This is a genomic window from Bradyrhizobium sp. HKCCYLS20291 (assembly GCF_051167715.1).
Classification (GTDB): Bacteria; Pseudomonadota; Alphaproteobacteria; order Rhizobiales; family Xanthobacteraceae; genus Bradyrhizobium.
This window is the reverse complement of sequence record NZ_JBNPTO010000007.1, coordinates 87,300-110,473: the sequence shown is the minus strand read 5'-3', so window position 1 is coordinate 110,473 and position 23,174 is coordinate 87,300. Positions and strand designations below refer to the sequence as shown.

The following is a 23,174-nucleotide window of genomic DNA, read 5'->3' as shown; positions in this document are numbered from 1 at the left end:
CGATCGGCACCATGAGCGCCACGCGCAGACGGGGGTCGACGCAACCTTTCGAATTCTCAAGACACTGCAAGAGCTTACAGCCGCAGCGAGGGCATTCAAGGCGACGGAATGCGACAGGATGACGCACCCGCCGGGGCGCGGCGCATCCAGGCTGGGTCGCCCTAACCGCAGGTCCAGACCATGCCCACCGGCGTCCGTGTCCAGCACGGGCCAAAACTGCCGCCGTTGTAATGGCCGCGGTAGAAGCCGGGCTGGCCGAAATAATGCCATTCGCCGTTATAGAGCCGGTACTTCGGTGTGCCGTCGATATACCAATGACGACGGCTGCCGCGCGGCCCGTTCCGCATCGCTTCCTTGTCGGCATACAGCGGCAGGCTGTTGTTGGGCGGCTGCTTGTAGCCCGGCAGGAAGCCATAGCCCTGCCAGCGCGGAACCTTGCGCTTGTGCGACGGTGCGGCGACAGCGATCGCAGGCAGCAGCAGGAACACCAGACTCCAGACGGCGAGACGCTGCGACATCAAATAGCCTCCGGATGGGAGGTTGGCTGGACAGTCCGAATGCACCCCAATCGAGGCCGCGGCGCGACCACGCTTCGGCTCAACGGTGCCGCCGACGATAGCCAGGCGGCGGCTCCGGCGGGGCGTAAAACGGATTGACGTCGCACATCGCCGCCCGGCCCGACGCCGTGGCACGGCATTGCGGAAGCGACGTGAAGCTGCAGTCGATCCGCTCGCCGCCACCGCCATACGTGCCGCCTTCGTAGATCTTCATGCAGACGGGATAGCGCGGATCGTAGGCCTGGGCGTGGGCCGGGGCAGATATCGTAGCGCCCACAGCCAAACCCAGCGCGAGGGCGCTCCAGCTTAGGATACGCATGCAGGACCTCCGGAATTCGAGTCTCGCCGGCCCCAGGCTGATTCCCGAGACCTTGATTGCATGTGCTCTCTATCGTCAGGGCCTTGAGGCCGCAATGACGCCGTTACAACAGGTCGGCCTGCTCTCCGCCGCGGAAGCCCATCGCGAGCACGTAGCGCTCCGACGAATCTTGCCGGCTTGCAGCCGGCTTGACGTGGCGCACGCTGGCGTAATCGCGCTTCAGCTGCGCCAGCAGCTCGGCATCGGCGCCGCTCTGGAAGGTCTTGGCGAGGAAGCTGCCGCCGGGCTTGAGCACCTCGCCGGCGAAATGCGCGGCGAGTTCCACGAGGCCGACGATGCGCAACTGGTCGGTCTTGCGGTGGCCGGTGGTGTTCGCCGCCATGTCCGACATGACGACGTCGGCGCGGCCGCCAAGCATCTCACGGAGCTTCTCGGGCGCATCGCTGGCGTGGAAATCGAGCTGGGTAAAGGTGACGCCGGGGATCTCGCCCATCTCAAGGAGGTCGATCGCGACCACCTTGCCCTTGCCCGCCTCGGCGCCGACACGCCGCGCGGCGATCTGGCTCCAGCCGCCGGGCGCCGCACCGAGATCGACCACGGTCATGCCGGGCTTCAGCATGTGATATTTGTCGTCGATCTCGAGCAGCTTGTAGGTCGCGCGCGAGCGATAGCCGTCGCGCTTGGCCTGCGCGACATAGGGATCGTTGAGCTGCCGCTCCAGCCAGAGCTTCGAGGACAGCTTGCGCTTGCCCGCCGTCTTGACCTGCACATGCATGCGGCCGGTGGTGTCTTTTGCCATGTGTTTCTCGGTTGTCGTGACCGGATCCCAATGACCAAGGGGCGATTGATCATCCAGGTCCGACAGCAGCTATTTGGTTCACCCTCCCCTGGAGGAGGAGGGTCGATCGGGAGCGAAGCGAGCGATCGGGGTGGGGTGAGCCACGGCAAGACTGCTCGTGTGGCTCACCCCACCCCGGCTCACATTTCGCTGCGCTCAATGTGAGCCGACCCTCCCCCTCCAGGGGAGGGTGAAGAGACTACGCCGTCCTGAGTGCGCCGTCCTCGCGCATCATCTCGACCAGCATGCCTTCGCGCAGGCCCCGATCGGCGACCCGCAGCCGCGGCAGCGGGAAGGCGTCGCGGATCGCGTCGAGGATGGCGCAGCCGGCGAGCACGAGGTCGGCGCGGTCGATGCTGATGCAGTTGTTCTCGGCGCGCTGCTGATAGCTCATGGCCAGCAGCTTGGCGATCGTCGTGGTGATGTCGGCATCGTTGATCCAGATGCCGTCGACGCGGCGACGGTCATAGCGCGCGAGGTTGAGATGAATGCCCGCGAGCGTCGTCACGGTGCCGGAGGTGCCCAGCAGGTGCATGCCGGTGAGATCGGCGCCGTGCTCGGCCGCGAACGGGCCGACATGACCGGCCACGGCCTCGACCATGGCGGCATAGATCTCCGGCGTCACATCGCGCCCGCCGAAACGTTCCGCGAGCGTCACGACCCCGAGCGGGATCGACATCCAGGCCTTGATGCGCGGCTCGGCGTTGCGGTCGGCCGGATCACGCTCGATACGAACCAGCTCGCTGGAGCCGCCGCCAATGTCGAACAGGATCGCGCCGTGCCCACCGGGATCAAGCAGCGGTGCACAGCCCTTGACGGCCAATGCCGCCTCGGTCTCGCGATCGATGACCTCGAGCTCGATGCCGGTCTCGGCCGCGACCCGGCTGCGGAACCCCTCGGCATTGGTTGCCGCACGGCAGGCTTCGGTCGCGATCAGGCGCAGCCGCCGAGCCTTCTTCGATTGGATCTTGTCGCGACAGATAGAAAGCGCGGCGATGGCCCGGTCCATCGCCGCATCGCTGATGCAGCCGGTGGTCGAGATGCCCTCGCCCAGCCGGACAATGCGCGAGAACGAATCGACCACGCGAAAACTATCGCCCGAGGGACAGGCGATCAGGAGCCGGCAATTGTTGGTTCCGAGATCCAGAGCCGCATACACGCTGCTGCCATTGCTGGCGCAGGCCGGTGTTGCGACGTCCAGACCCGGATGCAGGCCAGGCTCCAGGTTCCCGCGCGGCGTGGGATTCTCCCGCAGCCGCGTGTCATTGATCATTCAAATATCTTTCCGCTGGCCGAACCGGCCCAGGAGGAAGTTCTCTTTCCCTAGACATTATCAGTGGATAGCGCCGGCGCAACAGCCCCTCGATCAGGCGTGATGCACCATTCCTAATCAACCGTTGTCCGGCCGCGGGCCCTGCACTATCTGGGAACAGCCCGCATTTGCGACCAATCCAGCTCCCCAGGTCCTTATCCATGCAAGATCACACCACTCCGGCCTCCCTTGAAAACGCGATTGCGCTGCAGAAATTCGGCGTCGGGCAGCCGGTCCGGCGCAAGGAGGACGACACGCTGGTGCGCGGCCACGGCAAATATACCGACGATTTCAACCTGCCGGGACAGGCGCATGCCTGGATCGTGCGCTCCAGTCACGCCCACGGCATCATCAAGGGCATCGACACCGCGGCCGCCAAGGCGATGCCGGGCGTGCTCGGCGTGTGGACCGGGGCTGATCTCGCGGCGGCCGCCTACGGTCCGTTCACCTGCGGCCTGCCACTGAAGAGCCGGGACGGCTCGCCGCTGCTGCAGACGAACAGGGGTGCGCTTTCGACCGACAAGGTGCGCTTCGTCGGAGATCCCATTGCCTTCGTGGTGGCAGAAACCGCGGCGCAGGCCCGCGACGCGGCCGAGGCCGTCGAGGTCGACATCGAGCCGTTGCCCGCGGTGACCAATGCCGAGGAAGCCGCCAAGCCAGGCGCGCCGCAGCTCTACGACCACATCCCGAACAACGTCGCGCTCGATTATCATTATGGCGACACCGCCAAGATCGACGAGGCCTTCGCCAAGGCGGCGCATGTGACCAAGCTCGACATCGTCAACACCCGCGTCGCCGTGGTGTCGATGGAACCGCGCGTGGCGCTCGCCGCGTTCGACGGCAAGAGCGAGCGCTTCACGCTGCAGGTGCCGACCCAGGGCGTGTCCGGCAACAAGGCGACGCTCACGAAGATCCTCAACGTCGCGCCGGAGAAGGTCCGCATCGTCACCACCAATGTCGGTGGCTCGTTCGGGATGAAGAACGTCTCCTATCCCGAATATGTCTGCATCCTGCATGCGGCCAAGCAGCTGGGACGTGCCGTGAAGTGGCGCGACGAGCGCACCACCGCGTTCCTGTCGGACAGCCAGGGCCGCGACCAGATCATCCATGGCGAGCTCGCGCTCGACGCCGAGGGCAAGTTCCTCGCGGTTCGTCTGTCCGGCTACGGCAATCTCGGCGCCTACATCATGGGCGTCGCGCCGCTGCCGCTGTCGCTCAACACCGGCAAGAACCTCGCCAGCGTCTACAAGACGCCGCTGCTCGGCGTCGACATCAAGACGGTGCTGACGAACGTCACCCTGATGGGCGCCTATCGCGGCGCCGGCCGGCCGGAAGCGAACTTCTTCATGGAGCGGCTGATCGATACGGCGGCGCGCGAAATGGGCATCGACCGCCTCACCATCCGCAAGCGCAACTTCATCAAGCCGAGCCAGATGCCGTTCCCGGCAGCGTCCGGCGTCACCTATGATTCCGGCGACTTCGCCGCCGTGTTCGAGAAGGCGCTGCAGGTTTCGGATTATGCAGGCTTTGCCAAGCGCAAGCGCGAGAGCCGCAAGGCCGGCAAGCTGCGCGGCATCGCCGTCGGCTCCTATCTCGAGGTCACCGCGCCGCCGAACGGCGAACTCGGCAAGATCACCTTCGATGCCGATGGCGGCGTAACCTTGACCACCGGTACGCTCGATTACGGCCAGGGCCACGCGACGCCGTTCTCGCAGGTGTTGTCGGCAGAGCTCGGCGTGCCCTTCGAGAAGATCCGGCTGGAGCAGAGCGATTCTGATCTCGTGCGGTACGGCAACGGCACCGGCGGCTCGCGCTCGATCACCGCGACCGGCCAGGCGATCGTCGAATCCTCGCAGCTCGTGATTGCCAAGGGCAAGCAGGCGGCCGCGCATCTTTTGGAAGCGTCCGAGGCGGACATCGAGTTCGCAGGCGGGCAATTCACCATCGCCGGCACCGACCGCAGCATCGACATCATGGAGCTGGCCCGGCGCCTGCGCGAGGGCAAGATGCCCGAGGGCGTGCCGGCCTCGCTGGACGTCGACCACAACTCGACCGTGACCGAGTCGACGTTCCCGAACGGCTGCCACGTCTGCGAGGTCGAAATCGAGCCGGACACCGGCGTCGCCCACATCACGGCCTACACCGCGATCAACGATTTCGGCACGGTCATCAACCCGATGATCGTCGCCGGACAGCTGCATGGCGGCGTCGCGCAAGGCATCGGCCAGGCGATGATGGAGCACCTGCGCTACGATGAGAGCGGCCAGCCGATCACGGGCTCGCTGATGGACTACGCCCTGCCGCGCGCCTCCGACGTGCCGATGATGACGGTCGACAATCATCCGGTGCCCGCCAAGAGCAATCCGCTGGGCACCAAGGGCTGCGGCGAAGCCGGCTGCGCCGGCTCGATGGCATCAGTGATCAATGCCGTCATCGACGCGTTGTCGGACTACGGCGTGAAGCACCTGGACATGCCGCTGACCGCCGAAAAACTCTGGCGCGCGATCCAGGACGGCAAGGCGAAGACGGCGGCGTGAGATACGCTGCCAAGTCGTGCGGAGCTCAGTCCATGCCCCGCTCTCTCCTCCGTCATGGCCGGGCTTGACCCGGCCATCCACGAGCCCCAAGCGAGGAAAGACGTGGATGCCCGGGGCAAGCCCGGGCATGACGACCGAGCGCGGAGAGAGAGCCTGCCTCTTCCTCTCTTCTCAATGACATCCCCTACGCCGCAGCCTCCGCACGCGGCTGATAGATCGCGACGTGGTGGCAATGCGCGAGCGGGCGCGTGCCGTTGGCGACCACCAGCGCGTCGATCTCGACGAAGCAGTGGCCCTTCTTCTCGTAGTTCGCCACCACCCGGCCCCGCGCCGTGATCTCGTCGGTGTCGGCGATCACCGACAACAGCTGCATCCGGCTGCCGACGTGAATCCACGGGCCGAGCACGACATTGTCGACCAGGAGCCGGTTCATCACCCGCTGCAGCATGCCGGGATGGCCGATGTGCTCGTTCGCGTAGATCGGATCGCGCTCGCGGATCTCATCGAGATACATCGTGGCCGCCGGACCCGGCCAGGCGCGCGGCACGGTGCCGAGCCAGCTGCCGACCGCGAACGAGTCTGCGCCGATGGGCGGACGCACGGCTGCGGGTGGAACATCGCGATACTCCGCGAGCGTCACCTTCGGCACCGCCGCCGGCAGCGACGCGGAACCGGTGGCACAGAGCTGGCCCTGGCTCATCACTTCCAGCGCGAGGCCATCGGCGGTCTCCTGCGCGACGACCTCGGCCATCTCGCCGTCATAGACCGGCTTGATGAACCGCGCCTCGATCAGGCCTCGTTCCAGGAACGCCCGGCCCCAATGCGCGATCGGCTGATGCAGCATATAGGCCAGCACCTCGACGCCGGGCACGAGGCCGCCGGCGAATCCGAAGCGGCGAGCCACGCTGTCGTCGTGCATCTTGTTCTCGGACTGCTTGGCCGTGTTGAACGCCTCGACCGCATAGGCCGCAACTCCGCGGGACATCCTTGCCTCCCTTTGAACCCTTTTCGAGCGATGGTAGCGGCCGGAAAGGCCCTGGCAAGCACAGCCTTTGGCTCGCAATTCCTGGCGCGATGGAGTACCAACCGGCCATCCCGATTGAAGGCCCGATGACGACCGAAACCGCCCCGATCCGAATCTATGTCGACGCCGACGCCTGCCCGGTGAAGGACGAGATCTACCGCGTCGCGATCCGCCACGGCCTGCCGGTCATCGTCGTTGCCGGCGGCTTCATCCGCGTGCCCGATGATCCCCTGATCACGCGCATCGCGGCCGGCAGCGGCATGGACGCCGCCGACGATTGGATCGCGGAGCGAACCGGCCCGGACGACGTTGTCATCACCGCGGACATTCCGCTGGCGAGCCGCTGCGTCAAGGCCGGCAGCGCGGTGATCGCGCCGAACGGCAAGCCGTTCACGGAAGAATCCATCGGCATGACGCTCGCCGTGCGCAATTTGATGACCGACCTGCGCTCGTCCGGCGAGGTCACCGGCGGCCCGCGCTCGTTCACGCCGCGCGATCGCTCCACCTTTCTTTCCGCCCTCGATACGGCGATCCGCCGCCTGCAGCGCCAGCGCGCGGCACGGGTCCAGCAACAGAGCTAGCAACATGGCGCCGCCCCTCATTCAACTCAAAGACATCCGCCTGACCTTCGGCGGCACCGCCCTGCTCTCGGGCGTCGAGCTCTCGGTCTCGCCCGGCGAGCGCGTCTGCCTGATCGGCCGCAATGGCTCCGGCAAGTCGACCTTGCTCAAGATCGCCGCCGGCCTGGTCGATTGCGACAGCGGCACGCGCTTCGTGCAGCCCGGCGCCACCGTGCGCTATCTGCCGCAGGAGCCGGATTTCTCCGGCCATGCGACCACGCTCGCCTACGTCGAGGCCGGGCTCGGACCTGGCGACGACCACTACCAGGCGCGCTATCTCGTCGAGCAGCTCGGGCTGACCGGCGAGGAAGATCCCGCCCACGTCTCCGGCGGTGAGGCACGCCGTGCGGCGCTGGCGCGCGTGCTCGCGCCAAATCCGGACATCCTGCTGCTGGACGAGCCGACCAACCATCTCGATCTCACCACCATCGAATGGCTGGAGAACGAGCTCGACGGCCGCCGCTGCGCGCTGGTGCTGATCAGCCATGACCGCCGTTTCCTCACCAATCTCTCACGCGCCACTGCCTGGCTCGATCGCGGCCAGATCAAGCAGATCGACCGCGGCTTCGCCGCCTTCGAGGCGTGGCGCGACGAGGTGCTGGCGGAGGAAGAGCGCGAGCAGCACAAGCTCGACCGCAAGATCGTCAACGAGGAGCACTGGCTGCGCTACGGCGTCTCCGGCCGGCGCAAGCGCAACGTCAAGCGGCTCGCCAATCTGCACGCACTCCGGCAGCAGCGCCGCGACTATCGCGGCACCGCCGGCAGCGCCAATCTCGCCGCCGCCGAGGCCGACAAGTCCGGCAAGCTGGTGATCGAGGCCAAGGGCGCGTCGAAGAGCTATGGCGACCGCAAGATCGTCGACAATTTCTCCATCCGCATCCAGCGCGGCGACCGCATCGGCATCGTCGGCCCGAACGGCGCCGGCAAGACCACCCTGGTCAACCTGCTCACCGGCGGCAGCGAGCCCGATAGCGGCAGCATCCGGCTCGGCGTCAACCTGGAGACCGCGACGCTCGACCAGCATCGCGAGAGCCTCGATCCCAGGACGACCCTTTCGGAAGCCCTGACCGGCGGCCGCGGCGATCATGTCATGGTAGCCGGCAAGCCGAAGCACGTCGTCGGCTACATGGAAGACTTCCTGTTCTCGCGCGAGCAGATGCGCACGCCACTCGAGGTGCTCTCCGGCGGCGAACGCGGCCGGCTGATGCTGGCGCGCGCGCTGGCCAAGCCGTCGAACCTGCTGGTGCTGGACGAGCCGACCAACGATCTCGACCTGGAGACGCTCGACGTGCTCGAGGACATGCTCGGCGACTACGAGGGCACGGTGATCCTGATCAGCCACGACCGCGACTTCCTCGACCGCGTCGTCACCTCGGTGATCGTGCCCGAAGGCAACGGCAAGTGGCAGGAATATGCCGGCGGCTACAGCGACATGCTGGTGCAGCGCGGCGCCGATTTGAAGCGCGAGCACGCCAAGGCGGCTGAAGAAAAGAAGGAAGCAAAGCCGGCCGCGGCAGCGACGACGAGCGCGCCGAAGCGCAAGCTGTCCTTCAACGAGAAGCATGCGCTGGAGACGTTGCCGAAGACGATCGCCAAGCTGCAAGGAGAGATCGCCAAGCAGCAGGCCGTACTCGCCGACCCAGCGCTGTATTCAAAGGACCGGAAAAAATTCGACGCCGCCTCCCTCGCCATCGCGACAGCGCAGGCCGAGCTCACCGCCGCGGAAGACCGCTGGCTGGAGCTCGAGGTGCTGCGCGAGGAGATCGAGGGCGGATGACGGTGCCGTAGGGTGGGCAAAGGCGCGCAAGCGCCGTGCCCACCGCGTCCTTGCGCAACAGAAGACGATGGGCACGCTTCGCTTTGCCCACCCTACGTTCTCTTTCGTCATTGCGAGCGAAGCGACGCAATCCAACAACGGAGTAAGCCCATGACAACCCCGCTCGCTGCCAAGATCGCCCGGGAGTACGGCACGCCCTGCGCCGTCATCGACATGGACAAGGTCGAGCGCAACATCGCGCGGATCCAGGCGCAATGCGCCGCTGCCGGCGTCGCCAACCGGCCGCACATCAAGACGCACAAGAGCCCGGTGCTGGCCAAGCTGCAGATCGACGCCGGCGCGCAGGGGATCACCTGCCAGAAGATCGGCGAGGCCGAGATCATGGCGGATGCCGGCATCAACAATATCCTGATCAGCTACAATCTGATTGGCGAGGAGAAGATGGCGCGCCTGGCCGCCTTGCAGGCGAAGGCCGACATGACCGTCGCTGCCGACAACGCGACCGTCATTGCCGGCCTGCCGCAGGCCGCGAAGCAGTCGGGCCGCACGCTCTCCGTCGTGGTCGAATGCGACACCGGCCGCAAGCGCGCCGGCGTCGAGACGCCGGCCGAGGCGATCCAGCTCGCGCGCCAGATCAAGGCGAGCGAAGGCCTGCGCTTCGCCGGCTTCATGCTGTACCCGACCGAGTCCGGATGGGACGATGCGCAGCGCTTCTACGACGAGGCGCTGGCCGGCGTCCGCGCCGAGGGGCTGGAGGCGGCCATCGTCTCGACCGGCGGCTCGCCGAACCTGAAGAACCTCGGCAAGCTCAAGGGCGCCACCGAGCACCGCCCGGGCACCTACATCTACAACGACCGCATGCAGGTCGCCGCCGGCGTCGCGAGCTGGGACGACTGCGCGCTGCACATCTACTCCACCGTCGTCAGCCGCGCCGCGCCCGAGCGCGGCATCCTCGACGCCGGCTCGAAGACGCTGACAACGGACACCGGCGGCCTCGATGGCCACGGCCTGATCCTGGAGCACCCGGAAGCCAAGATCGCCCGCTTCGCCGAGGAGCACGGCTTCCTCGACCTGTCGCGCAGCAACACCCGCCCCAACGTCGGCGACGTCGTGCGCATCGTCCCCAACCACGTCTGCGTCGTCGTCAACATGATGGACGAGGTGGTGATGGTCCGCGGCGACGAGATCCTGGGCACGCTGCCGGTCGCGGCACGCGGCAAGCTGCGGTAGGGAGTTGGCGAGTGGCGTCCGCTCGCAACGACGACAAAGAAGTAGGGTGGGCAAAGACGCGCACGCGGCAACGCCGCGTCGCATCGTGCCCACCGCGGTCGACGCAAGAGCGGATGGTGGGCACGCTGCCGCCCTGCGGGCGGCTGCTTTGCCCACCCTACAGCTTGAGCCATCTCAGCGCCCCCTTCCCCGCTGCCACGCCGGTCGCGAACGACGCCTGCAGCAGATAGCCGCCGGTCGGCGCTTCCCAGTCTAGCATTTCTCCCGCGGCGAACACGCCGGGCAGCCGTTGCAACATGTATTTCTCGTCGAGCTCGCTTTGCGCGATGCCGCCAGCGCTGGAGATGGCGCGGGCGAGCCCGGCCGTCCCCGTCAGTCTGATTGGGACGGCGTTGATCAGCGCCGCAAGCCAATCCGGCGACAGCGACGACAGCGACAGGCCTTGGGTCTTCGCCACCTCCTGCAAAAGCCCGATCGCGACCGGTGACAATTGCAACGTCTTGCGCAGCACATTCGAGAACGACTGCTTGCCGCGCGGAACTGATAGCTTCTTGATCAGATCAGCGGTCTCGACATCAGGCCGCAACGCGATGTGCAGGACCGCCTCGCCATGCAGTGCGATCGCCTCGCGCAACTCGGCCGACAGCGCATAGACCGCGCCGCCCTCGATACCATCGCGCGTGATAACCGCCTCGCCACGCACGCTGCGGCCGCGGAACGACAGCGCAATGCTCTTCAGCGGCTGGCCCTCAAAACGGTCGCGGAAGATGTCGGACCAGCCGACGGTGAAGCCGCAATTGGCCGGCCGCAGCGGCGTGATCGCGACGCCCTTGGCCGCGAGGATCGGCACCCAGCCGCCGTCCGAGCCGAGCCGCGGCCACGACGTGCCGCCGAGTGCGAGCACGGTCGCATCGGCTGCGACCGTGTGCGGACCATCTGGCGTCGCAAAGATGAGATGCCCCCGATCATCCCAACCGGTCCAGCGATGCCGCAGCTCGACCCGCACGCCCTGCGCATCAAGCCGGCGCAGCCAGGCCCGCAACAGCGGCGAGGCCTTCATCGCGACCGGAAACACGCGACCGGAGGAGCCCACAAAGGTCGGCTGACCCAGCGCCTCGCACCAGTCACGCAGTTGTTGCGGCGAGAAGGCCTGAATCGACGGCGCAAGCCAGTCCGTAGCATCGCGATAGCGCGACAGAAATGCAGCAAGCTCTTCACTATGCGTGAGATTGAGGCCGCCCCGTCCAGCCATCAGGAACTTGCGCGCCACCGACGGCATCGCATCATAGACTGTGACCGCGGCTCCGCCCGCGGCCAGCACCTCGGCGGCCATCAGGCCGGACGGTCCGGCCCCGATGACCGCGATGTGCTTTGAAGAAGACATGTCGCCAATTTAAGCCACGCGGCTTACCAAGCCAAATGTCGTCATGCCCGGGCTTGACCCGGGCATCCACGCCTGTCCACCCGGGCGGTGCCAAAGACGTGGATGGCCGGGTCAAGCCCGGCCATGACGGCGAGTGTGGAGCGGGCTTCGTGCCTTACAGCTTGATCCCCAGCCGCGCCGCGGCCTGCGACACGTATTTCTGCGTCTGCTCGAACGCGCCCTGCAGCGCCCGCGCTTTCGACATGTCGCTGATCTCGGCGAAATGTGCCGCGACGGCGTCCGGCGTCCACTCCTCCTGCGGCAGATTGATGCCCTCGCTCTCCAGGATCCTGATCACCGCGAACGAGCCGGCGCCGGCGCCCATGATGGTGCGCGTCGGTGCATCCTCGCTGAGCAGATACTCCACCGCCGGCGTAATCGATTCCGGCTTCATCAGCTGCAGCGCCTGCGGCGGCAGCAGTTCCTCGGTCATGCGGGTGGCCGCGGTCGGCGAGATGATGTTGACGCGGATATTGGTCTTGCGGCCCTCCTCCGCCAGCACGTTCATCAGGCCGACCATGCCGGTCTTGGCCGCGCCGTAATTGGCCTGGCCGAAATTGCCGAACAGGCCCGACGACGACGTCGTCAGGACGATGCGGCCGTAGTTGCGCTCGCGCATGCCGTTCCACACCGCCTTGCAGCAGTAGAAGCTGCCGACCAGATGCACGTCGAGCACCTTGGCGAAATCGGCCACCTCCATCTTGGCGAACGACTTGTCCCTGAGGATGCCGGCATTGGCGCACATGATGTCGACGCTGCCCCACTCCTTGGTGGCGCGCTCGACCATCGCGGTGACCTGCTCGAAGTTCGAGACGTCGGCGCCATCGGCCATCGCGGTGCCGCCAGCCTTGCGGATCTCCTCGACCACGGTCTCGGCCGCGGTCATCGAGCCGCCGGTGCCGTCGCGGGCGCCGCCGAAATCATTGACCACGACCTTGGCGCCACGGCTTGCCAGCCCCAGCGCATGCGCGCGCCCGAGCCCATTGCCTGCGCCGGTGACGATGGCGACGCGTCCGTCGAATCTGATTGCCATGATGTTTGTCCTATCAGTTAGGTCGTCATGCCCGGGCTTGACCCGGGCATCCATCAACCTGAAGACGACTCTCGGTTTGGATGGATCGCCGGGTCAAGCCCGGCGATGACGAGCGAGGTTAGCTCAGAGGAGAGTTAGCTGAGATAGATGAGCCCGATCCAGTCGGCGACCAGCGCGGGTTTCTCCTCGCCCTCGATCTCGACCGTGACGTTGGTGCGCGACTGCAGCTCCTTCGGCTTGCGCAGCGTGGCTTCCGCCAGCACGAAGCGGCCGCGCACGCGCTTGCCCGATTTCACCGGCGAGATGAAGCGCAGCTTGTCGAACCCGTAATTGACGCCCATCGCCGTGCCTTCGATCGCCGGCATGACCTCGTAGGACATCACCGACAGCAGCGACATCGTCAGGAAGCCATGCGCGATCGTGGTGCCGAACGGCGTCGCCTTGGCCTGCTCGGGATCGACATGAATGAACTGGTGATCCTCGATCACTTCGGCATAGGTGTCGATGCGCTGCTGATCGAGCACGTGCCACGACGACACGCCAATCTCCTGGCCGACCATGGCCTGATAGGCTGCAAGCGAAATTGGCGGTTTCTTCCAGATCTTGTTCATGCGTTTCCTAAACCTCGTGCCCGGACGGCCGTGTCTTCAGCTCCGGGAAATCCTCTTCCTTGAACTCCGTGCCGCGCAGGTGATCCGTGCGGTTGTCCTCGTGCTCCAGACGGCGCAGTTGCACGCGGCGGATCTTGCCGGAGATCGTCTTCGGCAGCTCGCTGACCAGCTCGAGCCGGCGGATGCGCTTGAACGGCGCCAGCCGCGCGGCGAGATGCTCGAAGATCGACAGCGCCGTCGCGCGCGAGCGCTCCGCGCCTGATGTCAGCAGCACATAGGCCTTGGGGATCGCAAGCCGGATCGGATCCGGGCTTGGCACCACGGCGGCCTCAGCCACCGCCTCGTGCTCCAGCAGCACGCTCTCCAGCTCGAACGGCGAGATGCGGTAGTCGGATGATTTGAACACATCGTCGGAGCGGCCGACGAAGGTGAGATAGCCGTCCTCGTCCCGGAACACGACGTCGCCGGTGCGGTAGCGCGCGCCATCGGCGCCGGACAGCTTGCCGTCATCGCCTTGGTAGCCCTGCATCAGGCCAGCCGGACGCTCGCCTGACAGCGACAGCGTGATCTCGCCTTCGCTGGCGGGATTGCCGTCGATGTCGGCGACCTCAACGCGATAGCCCGGCAGCGGCCGGCCCATCGAGCCGATCTTCAGCTTCTGCCCCGGCGAGTTGCCGACGATCGCGGCGGTCTCGGTCTGGCCGTAGCCGTCGCGGATCGTCAGCCCCCAGGCCGCGCGCACCTGGTCGATCACCTCCGGGTTGAGCGGCTCGCCGGCGCCACAGGCTTCGCGCAAGGACACCTTGAAGTCGGCGAGATGCTCCTGGATGAACAGCCGCCACACCGTCGGCGGCGCGCACAACGTCGTCACAGCGCAACGCTTGATGATCGCGAGCAATCCCTTGGCGTCGAAGCGCGGCTGGTTGACCACGAACACCGTGGCGCCGGCATTCCACGGCGAGAAGAAGCAGCTCCAGGCGTGCTTGGCCCAACCCGGCGAGGAAATGTTGAGATGCACGTCGCCCGGCTGCAGGCCGAGCCAGTACATCGTCGAGAGATGCCCGACCGGATAGCTGCGGTGGCTGTGCCGCACCAGCTTCGGCTTGGCCGTGGTGCCGGACGTGAAATACAGCAGCATCGGATCGTCGGACTGCGTCGGACCATCCGGCGTGAACGCCTCGGCGGCGTCGACCGCCTGCTCGAACGCCAGCCAGCCATCGGGTGTCGCTGGTGCGCCGACCACGATGCGGACGAGATCGTCGGCGCCGAGCGCGGCGAACTTCGCGACCTGATCCTGCGCCGCGACCACAGCCTTGGCGCGGCCGCGCTCCAGGCGGTCGCGCAGTTCGTCGGTGGTCAGCAGCGTCGTCGCCGGGATCACCACCACGCCGAGCTTCATCGCCGCCAGCATCGTCTCCCACAGCGGCACGACGTTGCCGAGCAGCAGCAGCAGATGATCGCCGCGCTTCAACCCTTGCGCGCGCAGGAAGTTGGCGACCTGGTTGGAACGGCGCGACAGCGCGGCGAAGGACAGCTTGGTCTGGCGGTCCTGCGCGGCATCGAATATCCACAGTGCGGTGCGCTCGCGGCTCTCGGGATCGGACGCGAGCTCGGCATCGAACCAGTCGAGCGCCCAGTTGAACGGCACCGGATCGGGCCAGCGAAACCCCTTCACGGCCGCATCGTAGTCGGTGCGATGCGCCAGCAGAAACGCGCGTGCGTCCTTGAATGTCGTCATCAGGTGGTCCCGGCGAGCTTGCGGACGTGCTGAATGATGCCTGAGAAATCGACGCCGCCATGGCCGGCGGCCTCGAACGCCTTGTAGATCTCCTGCGCGTGCTGACCGAGCGGCGTGGCTGCGCCGGCGGCCTTGGCGGCGTCCTGCGATAGCGTGAGGTCCTTCAGCATCAGCGCAGTAGCGAAACCGGGCTTGTAGTCGTTATTGGCGGGCGAGGCCGGCACCGGCCCGGGCACCGGACAATAGGACGTCAGCGACCAGCACTGTCCCGACGAGGTCGAGGCAACATCGAACAGCGCCTGATGCGACAGGCCGAGCTTTTCCCCCAGCGCAAACGCCTCGCCGACGGCAATCATCGAGATGCCCAGGATCATGTTGTTGCAGATCTTGGCCGCCTGTCCCGCGCCGGCGCCGCCGCAATGGACGATCTTCTTGCCCATCTTTTCCAGGACCGGCTTGGCTGCCGTGAATGCGCTCTCTTCGCCGCCGCACATGAAGGTGAGCGTGCCCGCCTTGGCGCCGCCGGTGCCGCCGGAGACCGGCGCATCGACGGCGGCGATGCCGTGCTTGGCCGCCAGCGCATGCGCAGCGCGCGCGCTCTCCACGTCGATGGTCGAGGAGTCGATGATCAGCGCCCCCTTCGCCATCGCAGGCACGACCTCGTTCCAGACGGCGAGCACATGCTTGCCGGCCGGCAGCATCGTGACGACGGCGTCCGCGCCCTTCACCGCGGCAACGGCGCTGTCGGCAATCTCGGCACCATCGGTCTTGGCCTGCGCGCGCGAGGCTTCGACGAGATCGAACGCGACCACCTTGTGGCCGGCCTTGACCAGATTGACGGCCATCGGGCCGCCCATGTTGCCGAGGCCGATGAATGCGATCGTTGCCATGTTTCGTTCTCTCCCTCGACCTGGTTGTTATCTCGCTTGCGGGAATATCAGCTCGTCGGTGCCGATCTCGGCGAGATACGGCGCCAGCATCTCCGGCGTCACCTGATCGACGTCCGGCGGCGACCATCGGGGATTGCGATCCTTGTCGATGATCGCGGCGCGCACGCCCTCGCGGAAGTCATCACTGCGGAACACCTCGAGCGCCGCGCGATACTCGCGCACCAGGCATTCTTCGAGCGATGTCGCGTCGCGTGCCAGCCGCAGCAGTTTCAATGTCACCACCATGCCGCGCGGCGACTTCTCCTTCAGCGCCTTCAGCGTCGCCACCGCCAGCTCGGAACCATCGGCTTCGAGCGCCGCAAAGATGCCGTGCATACTGTCGTGAGCGAACCACGAATCGATCTTTGCCTGCTGTGCAGCGACCGGGCCGGCGGTCTCGCCAGTGGCGAAGCCCGAAATCAGCCGGTCGATCTCGACCGACAACGTCCCGGGCCGGACCTTGGTCAGGACCTCGCGCAGCGCCGGCCAGTTCGACGTCGACACCACGGCGTCGGCAAAGCGGGCGTGGATCGCATCCGGTCCGTTCATCGTCTGGCCGGTCAGACCAAAATAAGCGCCGAGCTCGCCCGGCGCGCGCGACAGCAGCCAGGTGCCACCAACATCGGGAAAGAAGCCGAGGCCGACCTCGGGCATTGCGAGCCTGGTCTTCTCGGTCACGACGCGATGCCGGCCATGCGCCGACAGACCGACTCCGCCGCCCATCACCAGGCCGTCCATGTAGGCGACATAGGGCTTGGGGAACGCCGCGATGCGCGCGTTCATGATGTATTCCTGGCGCCAGAACACCTTGCCGAGATCGCCATTCACCCTCGAGCTCTCATAGAGCCCGCGGATGTCGCCGCCCGCGCACAGCCCACGCTCGCCCGCGCCTTCCAGCACCACTACGGCGACCGCCGAATCGGCCTCGAACTGATCGAGCGCCGCGTCGATGCCCATCGACATCTCCAGCGTCATCGCATTGATCGCCTTCGGGCGGTTCAGCCGGATGATGCCGGCCGACCCCTCACGGCGGACGATCACGTCGCCCTCGACCACCTCGCTCATCGCGCAGCCTCGATCAGCTTGCGCGACACGATGAGCCGCATGATCTCGTTGGTGCCTTCGAGAATCTGGTGCACGCGCAGATCGCGCACGATCTTCTCGATGCCGTATTCGCTCAAGTATCCATAGCCGCCATGCAGCTGCAGCGCCTGGTTGGCGACCTCGAACCCGACATCGGTGCCGAAGCGTTTGGCCATCGCACACAGCATCGTCGCGTCCGGATCCTTGCGATCGAGCGCCGCCGCGGCGCGCCACAGGAAGGTGCGCGCCGCCTCCAGCTCGATCGCCATGTCGGCGACGCGGAATTGCAGCGCCTGGAATTCGTCGAGCCGCTTGCCGAATGCCTTGCGCTCTTTCGTGTAGGCCAGCGTCTTGTCGAGCGCCGACTGCGCGCCACCGAGCGAACAGGCCGCGATGTTGAGACGGCCGCCGTCGAGCCCGGCCATCGCGATCTTGAAGCCGATGCCCTCCTCGCCGAGCCGGTTGACGACCGGCACGCGGGCGTTCTCGAAGATCACCGCGCGGGTCGGTTGCGCGTTCCAGCCCATCTTGCGCTCATTGGCACCGAATGAGACGCCGGGAGTCTTGGCATCGACGACCAGCGTGGAGATGCCGCCGGGACCGTCGGCGCCGGTGCGCACCATCGCGACGAGGATGTCGGTGGCGCCGGCGCCGGAGATGAACTGCTTCTGGCCGTTGAGGACGTAGTCGTCGCCGTCGCGCACCGCGCGCGTGCGCAGCGCGGCGGCGTCCGAGCCGGCGCCCGGCTCGGTCAGGCAGTAGCTCGCAAGCAGGTCCATCGTGCACAGCTTCGGCAGATAGGCCTGGCGCTGCGCCTCGGTGCCGAACGTGTCGATCATCCACGAGGCCATGTTGTGGATCGAGATGAAGGCCGACACCGTCGGGCATCCCGTCGCCAGCGCCTCGAAGATCAGCGCCGCGTCGAGCCGGGAGAGACCCGAGCCGCCGACATCGTCGCGGATGTAGATGCCACCCATGCCGAGGCTGGCCGCCTCGCGCATGACGTCGACCGGGAAATGCTTCTCCTCGTCCCAGCGCAGCGCATGCGGGGCGATCTTCTCGGCCGCGAACGCGCGCGCCATGTCGCGCACCGCGATCTGATCCTCATCGAGAGCGAACTGCATTCGTTCTCCGCGTGTCCCTAAAGCTTGTCGTTTTGGCGGCGTTGCTGCCTCACGCTCCGTCATTGCGAGGAGCGAAGCGACGAAGCAATCCAGAGTCGCGCGTGTCGCCCTGGATTGCGTCCCTTCGCTCGCAATGACGCGATGGGAGCCCGCGCGGGCTCCCATCCAACTCACTTCATCAGCGGGATCGAGAACTCCGCGCCTTCCTTGACACCCGACGGCCAGCGCGAGGTGACGGTCTTGGTCTTGGTATAGAAGCGGATCGAATCCGGACCGTGCTGGTTGAGATCGCCGAAGCCGGACTTCTTCCAGCCGCCGAAGTTGTAGTAGGCGATCGGCACCGGGATCGGCACGTTGACGCCGACCATGCCGACATTCACTCGGGCTGCGAAGTCACGCGCGGCATCGCCGTCACGGGTGAAAATCGCGACACCGTTGCCGTAGTCGTGCTCCGACGGCAGCGCCAGCGCCTCGGCGTAGTCCTTGGCACGAACGACCGAGAGCACCGGGCCGAAGATCTCTTCCTTGTAGATCCGCATGTCCTTGGTGACGTTGTCGAACAGGCAGCCCCCCATGTAGAAGCCGTTCTCGTAGCCCTGCATCTTGAAGCCGCGGCCGTCGACAGCGAGCGTTGCGCCTTCCTTGACGCCGATGTCGACATAGTTCTTGACGCGCTCGACCGCCTCGCGGGTCACCAGCGGGCCGAAGTCCGCCGACGGGTCGACCGAGGTGCCGATCTTCAGCGATTCGACGCGCGGGATCAGCTTGTCCATCAGCCGGTCGGCCGTGGTCTTGCCGACGGGCACGGCGACCGAGACCGCCATGCAGCGCTCGCCGGCCGAGCCGTAGCCGGCGCCGATCAGGGCATCGACCGCCTGGTCGAGATCGGCGTCGGGCATGATGATGGCGTGGTTCTTGGCGCCGCCGAAACACTGGCAGCGCTTGCCGTGCGCCGCGGCGCGCTCATAGATGTACTGCGCGATCGGCGACGAGCCGACGAAGCCCACCGCCATGATATCGGGATCCTCGAGGATGGCGTCGACTGCCTCCTTGTCGCCGTTGACGACGTTGAGGATCCCCGGCGGCAGCCCGGCCTCGATCATCAGCTCGGCCAGCTTCATCGGCACGCCCGGATCGCGCTCTGATGGCTTGAGGATGAAGGCATTGCCGCAGGCGATGGCAGGCGCGAATTTCCACATCGGAATCATCGCCGGGAAATTGAACGGCGTGATGCCGGCAACGACACCGAGCGCCTGGCGCATCGAATAGATGTCGATCCCGGGACCGGCGCCTTCGGTGTACTCGCCCTTCATCAGATGCGGAATGCCGCAGGCGAACTCGACCACTTCGAGCCCGCGCTGGATGTCGCCCTTCGCGTCGGGGACGGTCTTGCCGTGCTCGCGCGCCAAGAGTTCAGCCAGCTGATCATAGTCGCGCTGCGCGAGCTCCAGAAATTTCATCATCACGCGCGCGCGGCGCTGCGGATTGGTCGCGGCCCAGGCCGGCTGGGCGGCCTTGGCGTTCTCGACGGCGGCCCGCAGCTCGGCGCGGGAGGCCAGCGCGACCTTGGCCTGAACGTCACCGGTCATCGGCTCGAAGACATCGGCCGTCCGGCCGGACGTGCCCTTGACCTCTTTGCCACCAATGAAATGGCCGATTGAACGCATGGGTATCCTCCGCAAGGTAAGCAAGCCGATTTGGCCGGCATCTTGCAGTCTTTACGCCATTTGGGAAGGGTCTAAGCGCTGACCGGCGCTGCGAAAATGCCGCCCCTTCGCTGCCCCGGCAAGACTATGACAGCAGCTCCGGTCAAACGCGGCGCCCCTGCCCCCAACGGCTCAGCGCTTCGCGGCCGCCGTCTTCTTCACCGGCTTTTTCGCAGGCGCCCGGGCGGGCGCCTTGGCGGCGCTCCCGCTGCCCGTCGCGATCGCGAGAGCCACCTCTCGACCCGAGCTCAGGATCTCGTCCGACAACTCGCCGCCGCCGGTCACGCGAGCCATGACCAGCGTTCCCGTCAAGGTCGCCAGCATCGCCGCCGACCGCCGGCGCGCGGTCTTGGCGGGCACATCGACGATGTAGCCGGCGAACAGGTCGATCAGTTCGTCCAGCTTCGCCGCGAAGGCCTTGCGCGTCTTGGCGCTCTCGCGGGCGATCTCGGCGCCGAGGGCCGGAATCGCACAGCCATGGCCGACGTCGTCGCGATGCTCGGGGGAGAGGTAGCCGTCGACGATCGCCGCCAGACGCTTCTGCGGCGGAAGCCCATCCAGCAGCTTGCGCCAACGCTCGACCGCCCGATCGATGGCATAGCCGAACGACTCGACGACCAGCGCCTCGCGCGATTCGAAATGCGCATAGAAGCCGCCATGCGTCAGCCCGGCCTCCTTCATCAGGTCGGCGACGCCCACGCCATGAGCGCCCTTCTCGCGCAACCGCACCGACGCCTTGCGCACGATTCGCGCGTGGGTTTCCGCCTTGTGTTCTGGAGAGTAGCGCATTGCCGTCCCATTGGATGTCCGAGGTCATACAATAGCAGTTTCAGACCCTGCTCGCTGCAGCTATTTGATGAATTCGAGTTGATCTAAATCAAGACCGTGACACCATTCCGGCAACGACTGGAACTCATTGCCATCACGCACGAGGCGACCATGGACATGCTCAACCCCTATTGCGGCATCGATCGCGACACGCGCGGCGTCGTTCGGCTGACGATCTGCAACGCCGGAGCGCTCAACATCCTGGGATCGGCGGCAATGCTTGGCGTGCAGGCCGCGCTGCAATCGCTCGCCCCGGACGAGGGCATTCGTGCGGTGGTATTGGCGGGTGCAAGCGAGAAGAGCATGATCGGCGGTGCCGACATCAAGGAAATGGCGACTCTCGATCAAGCCTCCGCGGAAGCGTTCATTACGCGGCTGGCGGGGCTCTGCGAGGCCGTGCGAACATTCCCGGCGCCGGTGATCGCGCGGATGCCGGGCTGGTGCCTCGGCGGCGGCCTCGAGGTGGCGGCGGCCTGCGACGTGCGAGTCGCCGCACACGACGCCAAGTTCGGGATGCCCGAGGTCCGCGTCGGCATCCCCTCGGTGATCCATGCGGCCCTCTTGCCGCGGCTGATCGGCTGGGGCCGTACGCGCTGGCTGCTGATGACGGCAGAGACGATCGACGCGCCGACTGCGCTCGCCTGGGGTCTGGTCGATACCGTGGCGCCCGAAGGAGAGCTGGACGCTGCCGTCGAGAAGGTCGTGACGGCGCTGCTGGCCTGCGGTCCCCTGGCCTTGCGCAGTCAGAAAGCGCTGCTGCGGCAATGGGAGGAGCTGCCGCTGAAGGAATCGATTGATGTGTCGATCGGCACGTTCGGACGATCGTTCCTGACCGACGAGCCCAAGCGGCTGATGCAGCATTTCATCGACCGGAAGCGGTAGCAACTTTCTCCAAGTTCCCTGCGATTTTCTGCGGGAGACTGGCACAACGGTCGCGACGTCTCCAAGCGAGCCTTTCCAGACGAACCTTGAGGTTCTCTTTCTCTCGACATGATTATATGATAATCATCATTCTCAGGAAGCCCGTCGTGGGCTCGTCGTGATCCTGTCTACCGCCCCCCTCTCGTCGAGACGACGACGATTGCTGTCGAACGGGAGCAAGTCGCAGCAATGTCCCGAAACGAGGGAACATTGTCGTTCATGTCATGCGCTCCTTCTGGCAGAATGAGCGGGAAATCTCGGATTGGACCAGGACTCTCATGATCTCGAACTGGCTCGCAGCAGCGCTCGGCAGGCGCAACATCCATTATGGCTGGGTGATGGTCGGCCTGACCTTCTTCACGGCCCTGGTCTCGGCCGGCACGGTCGGCGTGCCCGGCGTGTTCATCGTGCCGCTGCAGCAGGAGTTCGGCTGGAGCACCGCAGAGATCTCCTCGGCGCTGTCGATCCGCTTCGTGCTGTTCGGGCTGATGGCGCCGTTTGCAGCTGCCCTGCTCAACCGCTACGGCCTGCGCAACATCACGCTGCTCGCGCAGCTGATCGTGGTGTCGGCGCTGCTGGCGTCGCTGGCGATGACACAGGTCTGGCATCTCGTGCTGCTGTGGGGCGTCGTGATCGGCATCGGCACCGGCATGACCGCGCTGGTGCTGGGCGCCACGATCGCCACCCGCTGGTTCGTCGCGCGCCGCGGCCTCGTCGTCGGCATCCTCACCGCCAGCGTTGCGACGGGGCAGTTGGTGTTCCTGCCGCTGCTCGCGAGCCTGACCGAGCGGCTCGGCTGGCGCACGGCGCTGGCGCTGGTCTGCATCGCGCTCGGCGTCTCCGCGACGGCCGTTCTGCTGCTGATGCGCGACCGGCCGAGCGATCTCGGCCTGCGCCCGTTCGGCGACAAGGGCAGCGATCCGATCGCGGCGCCCGCCCCCGTCACCACGCCGATCCTCGCCGCCGCGCTCGGCACCCTGCGCGATGCCGCCAAAGCACCCGTGTTCTGGATGCTGTTCGCGACCTTCTTCATCTGCGGCGCCTCGACCAACGGGCTCGTGCAGGTGCATCTGATCCCGATGTGCCTCGACTTCGGCATCCCGCAGGTCCAGGCCGCGAGCCTGCTCGCTGCGATGGGCATGTTCGACTTCGTCGGCACGATCCTGTCGGGGTGGCTGTCGGATCGCTATGACAATCGCTGGCTGCTGTTCTGGTACTATGGCCTGCGTGGGCTGTCGCTGCTGTTCCTCCCGTTCACCGACTTCTCATTCTACGGCCTGTCGCTGTTCGCGATGTTCTATGGCCTCGACTGGATCGCGACCGTGCCGCCGACGGTGCGGCTGACGGCGCAGCGGTTCGGGGCGGAGCGTGCCAACCTGGTGTTCGGCTGGGTTTTTGCCGGACATCAGCTCGGCGCCGGCACCGCGGCATTCGGCGCCGGCCTGTCGCGCACCTTGCTGCAGAGCTACCTGCCGGCGTTCTTCATCGCCGGCGCGCTCTGCATCATCGCGGCGCTGCTCGCGCTCGCCATCTCGCGGCAGGCGAAGCCTGCCGCGGCTTGAGC

At 66.4% G+C, this 23,174-nt stretch carries 19 protein-coding genes and 1 pseudogene; 6 read left to right on the top strand and 14 right to left on the bottom strand.

Annotated features, from left to right (window positions below):
* Positions 1-161: 161 nt before the first annotated feature.
* The 4 genes from ACQR07_RS17535 to ACQR07_RS17520 form a co-directional block, all read right to left on the bottom strand.
* Positions 162-518, bottom strand: a complete 357-nt coding sequence (locus ACQR07_RS17535; protein ID WP_434864475.1) for a hypothetical protein — start codon at positions 516-518, stop codon at positions 162-164.
* Positions 519-597: 79 nt separating this feature from the next.
* Positions 598-876, bottom strand: coding sequence for a DUF3551 domain-containing protein (locus ACQR07_RS17530; RefSeq protein WP_434903483.1), 279 nt, complete (start codon positions 874-876; stop codon positions 598-600).
* Between the two features lie 103 nt (positions 877-979).
* Positions 980-1,675: an RlmE family RNA methyltransferase gene (locus ACQR07_RS17525; RefSeq protein ID WP_434903482.1), complete on the bottom strand. Its 696-nt coding sequence runs from the start codon at positions 1,673-1,675 to the stop codon at positions 980-982.
* Between the two features lie 238 nt (positions 1,676-1,913).
* Positions 1,914-2,987 carry a Ppx/GppA phosphatase family protein gene (locus ACQR07_RS17520; RefSeq protein ID WP_434903481.1) on the bottom strand — a complete coding sequence of 358 codons (1,074 nt, stop codon included), beginning with the start codon at positions 2,985-2,987 and terminating at the stop codon, positions 1,914-1,916.
* 200 nt (positions 2,988-3,187) lie between these two features.
* Here ACQR07_RS17520 and ACQR07_RS17515 point away from each other — a divergent pair, with 200 nt between their 5' ends.
* Positions 3,188-5,563, top strand: a complete 2,376-nt coding sequence (locus ACQR07_RS17515) for a xanthine dehydrogenase family protein molybdopterin-binding subunit (protein ID WP_434903480.1) — start codon at positions 3,188-3,190, stop codon at positions 5,561-5,563.
* A gap of 184 nt (positions 5,564-5,747) precedes the next feature.
* Here the strand turns inward: ACQR07_RS17515 and ACQR07_RS17510 are convergent, their stop codons facing one another.
* Positions 5,748-6,548 carry a hypothetical protein gene (locus tag ACQR07_RS17510; protein WP_434903479.1) on the bottom strand — a complete coding sequence of 267 codons (801 nt, stop codon included), beginning with the start codon at positions 6,546-6,548 and terminating at the stop codon, positions 5,748-5,750.
* A 125-nt stretch (positions 6,549-6,673) separates the two neighbouring features.
* Here ACQR07_RS17510 and ACQR07_RS17505 point away from each other — a divergent pair, with 125 nt between their 5' ends.
* The 3 genes from ACQR07_RS17505 to ACQR07_RS17495 all read left to right on the top strand — a co-directional run bounded on the left by ACQR07_RS17505 (position 6,674) and on the right by ACQR07_RS17495 (position 10,214).
* Positions 6,674-7,168 (top strand): YaiI/YqxD family protein, encoded by a 495-nt coding sequence (locus ACQR07_RS17505; protein WP_434903478.1) that lies wholly within the window; start codon positions 6,674-6,676, stop codon positions 7,166-7,168.
* A gap of 4 nt (positions 7,169-7,172) precedes the next feature.
* Complete coding sequence (locus tag ACQR07_RS17500; RefSeq protein WP_434903477.1) at positions 7,173-8,984, top strand: ABC-F family ATP-binding cassette domain-containing protein; 1,812 nt, start codon at positions 7,173-7,175, stop codon at positions 8,982-8,984.
* A 150-nt stretch (positions 8,985-9,134) separates the two neighbouring features.
* Entirely contained in the window at positions 9,135-10,214 is a 1,080-nt protein-coding gene (locus ACQR07_RS17495) for a D-TA family PLP-dependent enzyme (RefSeq protein ID WP_434903476.1), read from the top strand.
* A 157-nt stretch (positions 10,215-10,371) separates the two neighbouring features.
* Here ACQR07_RS17495 and ACQR07_RS17490 read toward each other — a convergent pair whose 3' ends face one another.
* From ACQR07_RS17490 to ACQR07_RS17450, 9 genes and pseudogenes are all read right to left on the bottom strand, one after another.
* Positions 10,372-11,598, bottom strand: coding sequence for an NAD(P)/FAD-dependent oxidoreductase (locus ACQR07_RS17490; RefSeq protein ID WP_434903475.1), 1,227 nt, complete (start codon positions 11,596-11,598; stop codon positions 10,372-10,374).
* A gap of 154 nt (positions 11,599-11,752) precedes the next feature.
* On the bottom strand, positions 11,753-12,670 hold the full coding sequence (locus ACQR07_RS17485; RefSeq protein ID WP_434864486.1) for an SDR family NAD(P)-dependent oxidoreductase: 918 nt from the start codon (positions 12,668-12,670) through the stop codon (positions 11,753-11,755).
* Between the two features lie 134 nt (positions 12,671-12,804).
* Positions 12,805-13,281: a MaoC family dehydratase gene (locus ACQR07_RS17480; RefSeq protein ID WP_434903474.1), complete on the bottom strand. Its 477-nt coding sequence runs from the start codon at positions 13,279-13,281 to the stop codon at positions 12,805-12,807.
* Between the two features lie 7 nt (positions 13,282-13,288).
* Complete coding sequence (locus ACQR07_RS17475; protein WP_434903473.1) at positions 13,289-15,019, bottom strand: AMP-binding protein; 1,731 nt, start codon at positions 15,017-15,019, stop codon at positions 13,289-13,291.
* Positions 15,019-15,915 (bottom strand): annotated as a pseudogene (gene mmsB, locus ACQR07_RS17470) (3-hydroxyisobutyrate dehydrogenase); the annotation flags it as partial. The gene ACQR07_RS17475 and the pseudogene mmsB, both read right to left, overlap by 1 nt.
* Positions 15,916-15,936: 21 nt before the next feature.
* The gene (locus ACQR07_RS17465) at positions 15,937-17,013 is read right to left on the bottom strand and encodes an enoyl-CoA hydratase/isomerase family protein (protein WP_434903472.1); all 1,077 of its coding nucleotides are present in this window, start codon (positions 17,011-17,013) and stop codon (positions 15,937-15,939) included.
* Complete coding sequence (locus ACQR07_RS17460) at positions 17,010-18,155, bottom strand: isobutyryl-CoA dehydrogenase (RefSeq protein ID WP_434903471.1); 1,146 nt, start codon at positions 18,153-18,155, stop codon at positions 17,010-17,012. Before ACQR07_RS17460 ends, ACQR07_RS17465 begins: the two co-directional genes overlap by 4 nt.
* 170 nt (positions 18,156-18,325) lie before the next feature.
* On the bottom strand, positions 18,326-19,822 hold the full coding sequence (locus ACQR07_RS17455) for a CoA-acylating methylmalonate-semialdehyde dehydrogenase (RefSeq protein WP_434903470.1): 1,497 nt from the start codon (positions 19,820-19,822) through the stop codon (positions 18,326-18,328).
* A gap of 171 nt (positions 19,823-19,993) precedes the next feature.
* On the bottom strand, positions 19,994-20,650 hold the full coding sequence (locus ACQR07_RS17450; protein ID WP_434903469.1) for a TetR/AcrR family transcriptional regulator: 657 nt from the start codon (positions 20,648-20,650) through the stop codon (positions 19,994-19,996).
* Positions 20,651-20,800: 150 nt separating this feature from the next.
* Here ACQR07_RS17450 and ACQR07_RS17445 point away from each other — a divergent pair, with 150 nt between their 5' ends.
* On the top strand, positions 20,801-21,571 hold the full coding sequence (locus ACQR07_RS17445) for an enoyl-CoA hydratase (protein ID WP_434903468.1): 771 nt from the start codon (positions 20,801-20,803) through the stop codon (positions 21,569-21,571).
* A 317-nt stretch (positions 21,572-21,888) separates the two neighbouring features.
* Positions 21,889-23,172: an MFS transporter gene (locus ACQR07_RS17440; protein ID WP_434903467.1), complete on the top strand. Its 1,284-nt coding sequence runs from the start codon at positions 21,889-21,891 to the stop codon at positions 23,170-23,172.
* The last annotated feature ends 2 nt before the right edge of the window (positions 23,173-23,174 follow it).

Bases quoted from the DNA above. Each gene is read 5' to 3' on its own strand.
- ACQR07_RS17535 (WP_434864475.1), bottom strand. From the start codon at position 518: ATGTCGCAGCGTCTCGCCGTCTGGAGTCTGGTGTTCCTGCTGCTGCCT.
- ACQR07_RS17530 (WP_434903483.1), bottom strand. From the start codon at position 876: ATGCGTATCCTAAGCTGGAGCGCCCTCGCGCTGGGTTTGGCTGTGGGC.
- ACQR07_RS17525 (WP_434903482.1), bottom strand. From the start codon at position 1,675: ATGGCAAAAGACACCACCGGCCGCATGCATGTGCAGGTCAAGACGGCG.
- ACQR07_RS17520 (WP_434903481.1), bottom strand. From the start codon at position 2,987: ATGATCAATGACACGCGGCTGCGGGAGAATCCCACGCCGCGCGGGAAC.
- ACQR07_RS17515 (WP_434903480.1), top strand. From the start codon at position 3,188: ATGCAAGATCACACCACTCCGGCCTCCCTTGAAAACGCGATTGCGCTG.
- ACQR07_RS17510 (WP_434903479.1), bottom strand. From the start codon at position 6,548: ATGTCCCGCGGAGTTGCGGCCTATGCGGTCGAGGCGTTCAACACGGCC.
- ACQR07_RS17505 (WP_434903478.1), top strand. From the start codon at position 6,674: ATGACGACCGAAACCGCCCCGATCCGAATCTATGTCGACGCCGACGCC.
- ACQR07_RS17500 (WP_434903477.1), top strand. From the start codon at position 7,173: ATGGCGCCGCCCCTCATTCAACTCAAAGACATCCGCCTGACCTTCGGC.
- ACQR07_RS17495 (WP_434903476.1), top strand. From the start codon at position 9,135: ATGACAACCCCGCTCGCTGCCAAGATCGCCCGGGAGTACGGCACGCCC.
- ACQR07_RS17490 (WP_434903475.1), bottom strand. From the start codon at position 11,598: ATGTCTTCTTCAAAGCACATCGCGGTCATCGGGGCCGGACCGTCCGGC.
- ACQR07_RS17485 (WP_434864486.1), bottom strand. From the start codon at position 12,670: ATGGCAATCAGATTCGACGGACGCGTCGCCATCGTCACCGGCGCAGGC.
- ACQR07_RS17480 (WP_434903474.1), bottom strand. From the start codon at position 13,281: ATGAACAAGATCTGGAAGAAACCGCCAATTTCGCTTGCAGCCTATCAG.
- ACQR07_RS17475 (WP_434903473.1), bottom strand. From the start codon at position 15,019: ATGACGACATTCAAGGACGCACGCGCGTTTCTGCTGGCGCATCGCACC.
- ACQR07_RS17465 (WP_434903472.1), bottom strand. From the start codon at position 17,013: ATGAGCGAGGTGGTCGAGGGCGACGTGATCGTCCGCCGTGAGGGGTCG.
- ACQR07_RS17460 (WP_434903471.1), bottom strand. From the start codon at position 18,155: ATGCAGTTCGCTCTCGATGAGGATCAGATCGCGGTGCGCGACATGGCG.
- ACQR07_RS17455 (WP_434903470.1), bottom strand. From the start codon at position 19,822: ATGCGTTCAATCGGCCATTTCATTGGTGGCAAAGAGGTCAAGGGCACG.
- ACQR07_RS17450 (WP_434903469.1), bottom strand. From the start codon at position 20,650: ATGCGCTACTCTCCAGAACACAAGGCGGAAACCCACGCGCGAATCGTG.
- ACQR07_RS17445 (WP_434903468.1), top strand. From the start codon at position 20,801: ATGGACATGCTCAACCCCTATTGCGGCATCGATCGCGACACGCGCGGC.
- ACQR07_RS17440 (WP_434903467.1), top strand. From the start codon at position 21,889: ATGATCTCGAACTGGCTCGCAGCAGCGCTCGGCAGGCGCAACATCCAT.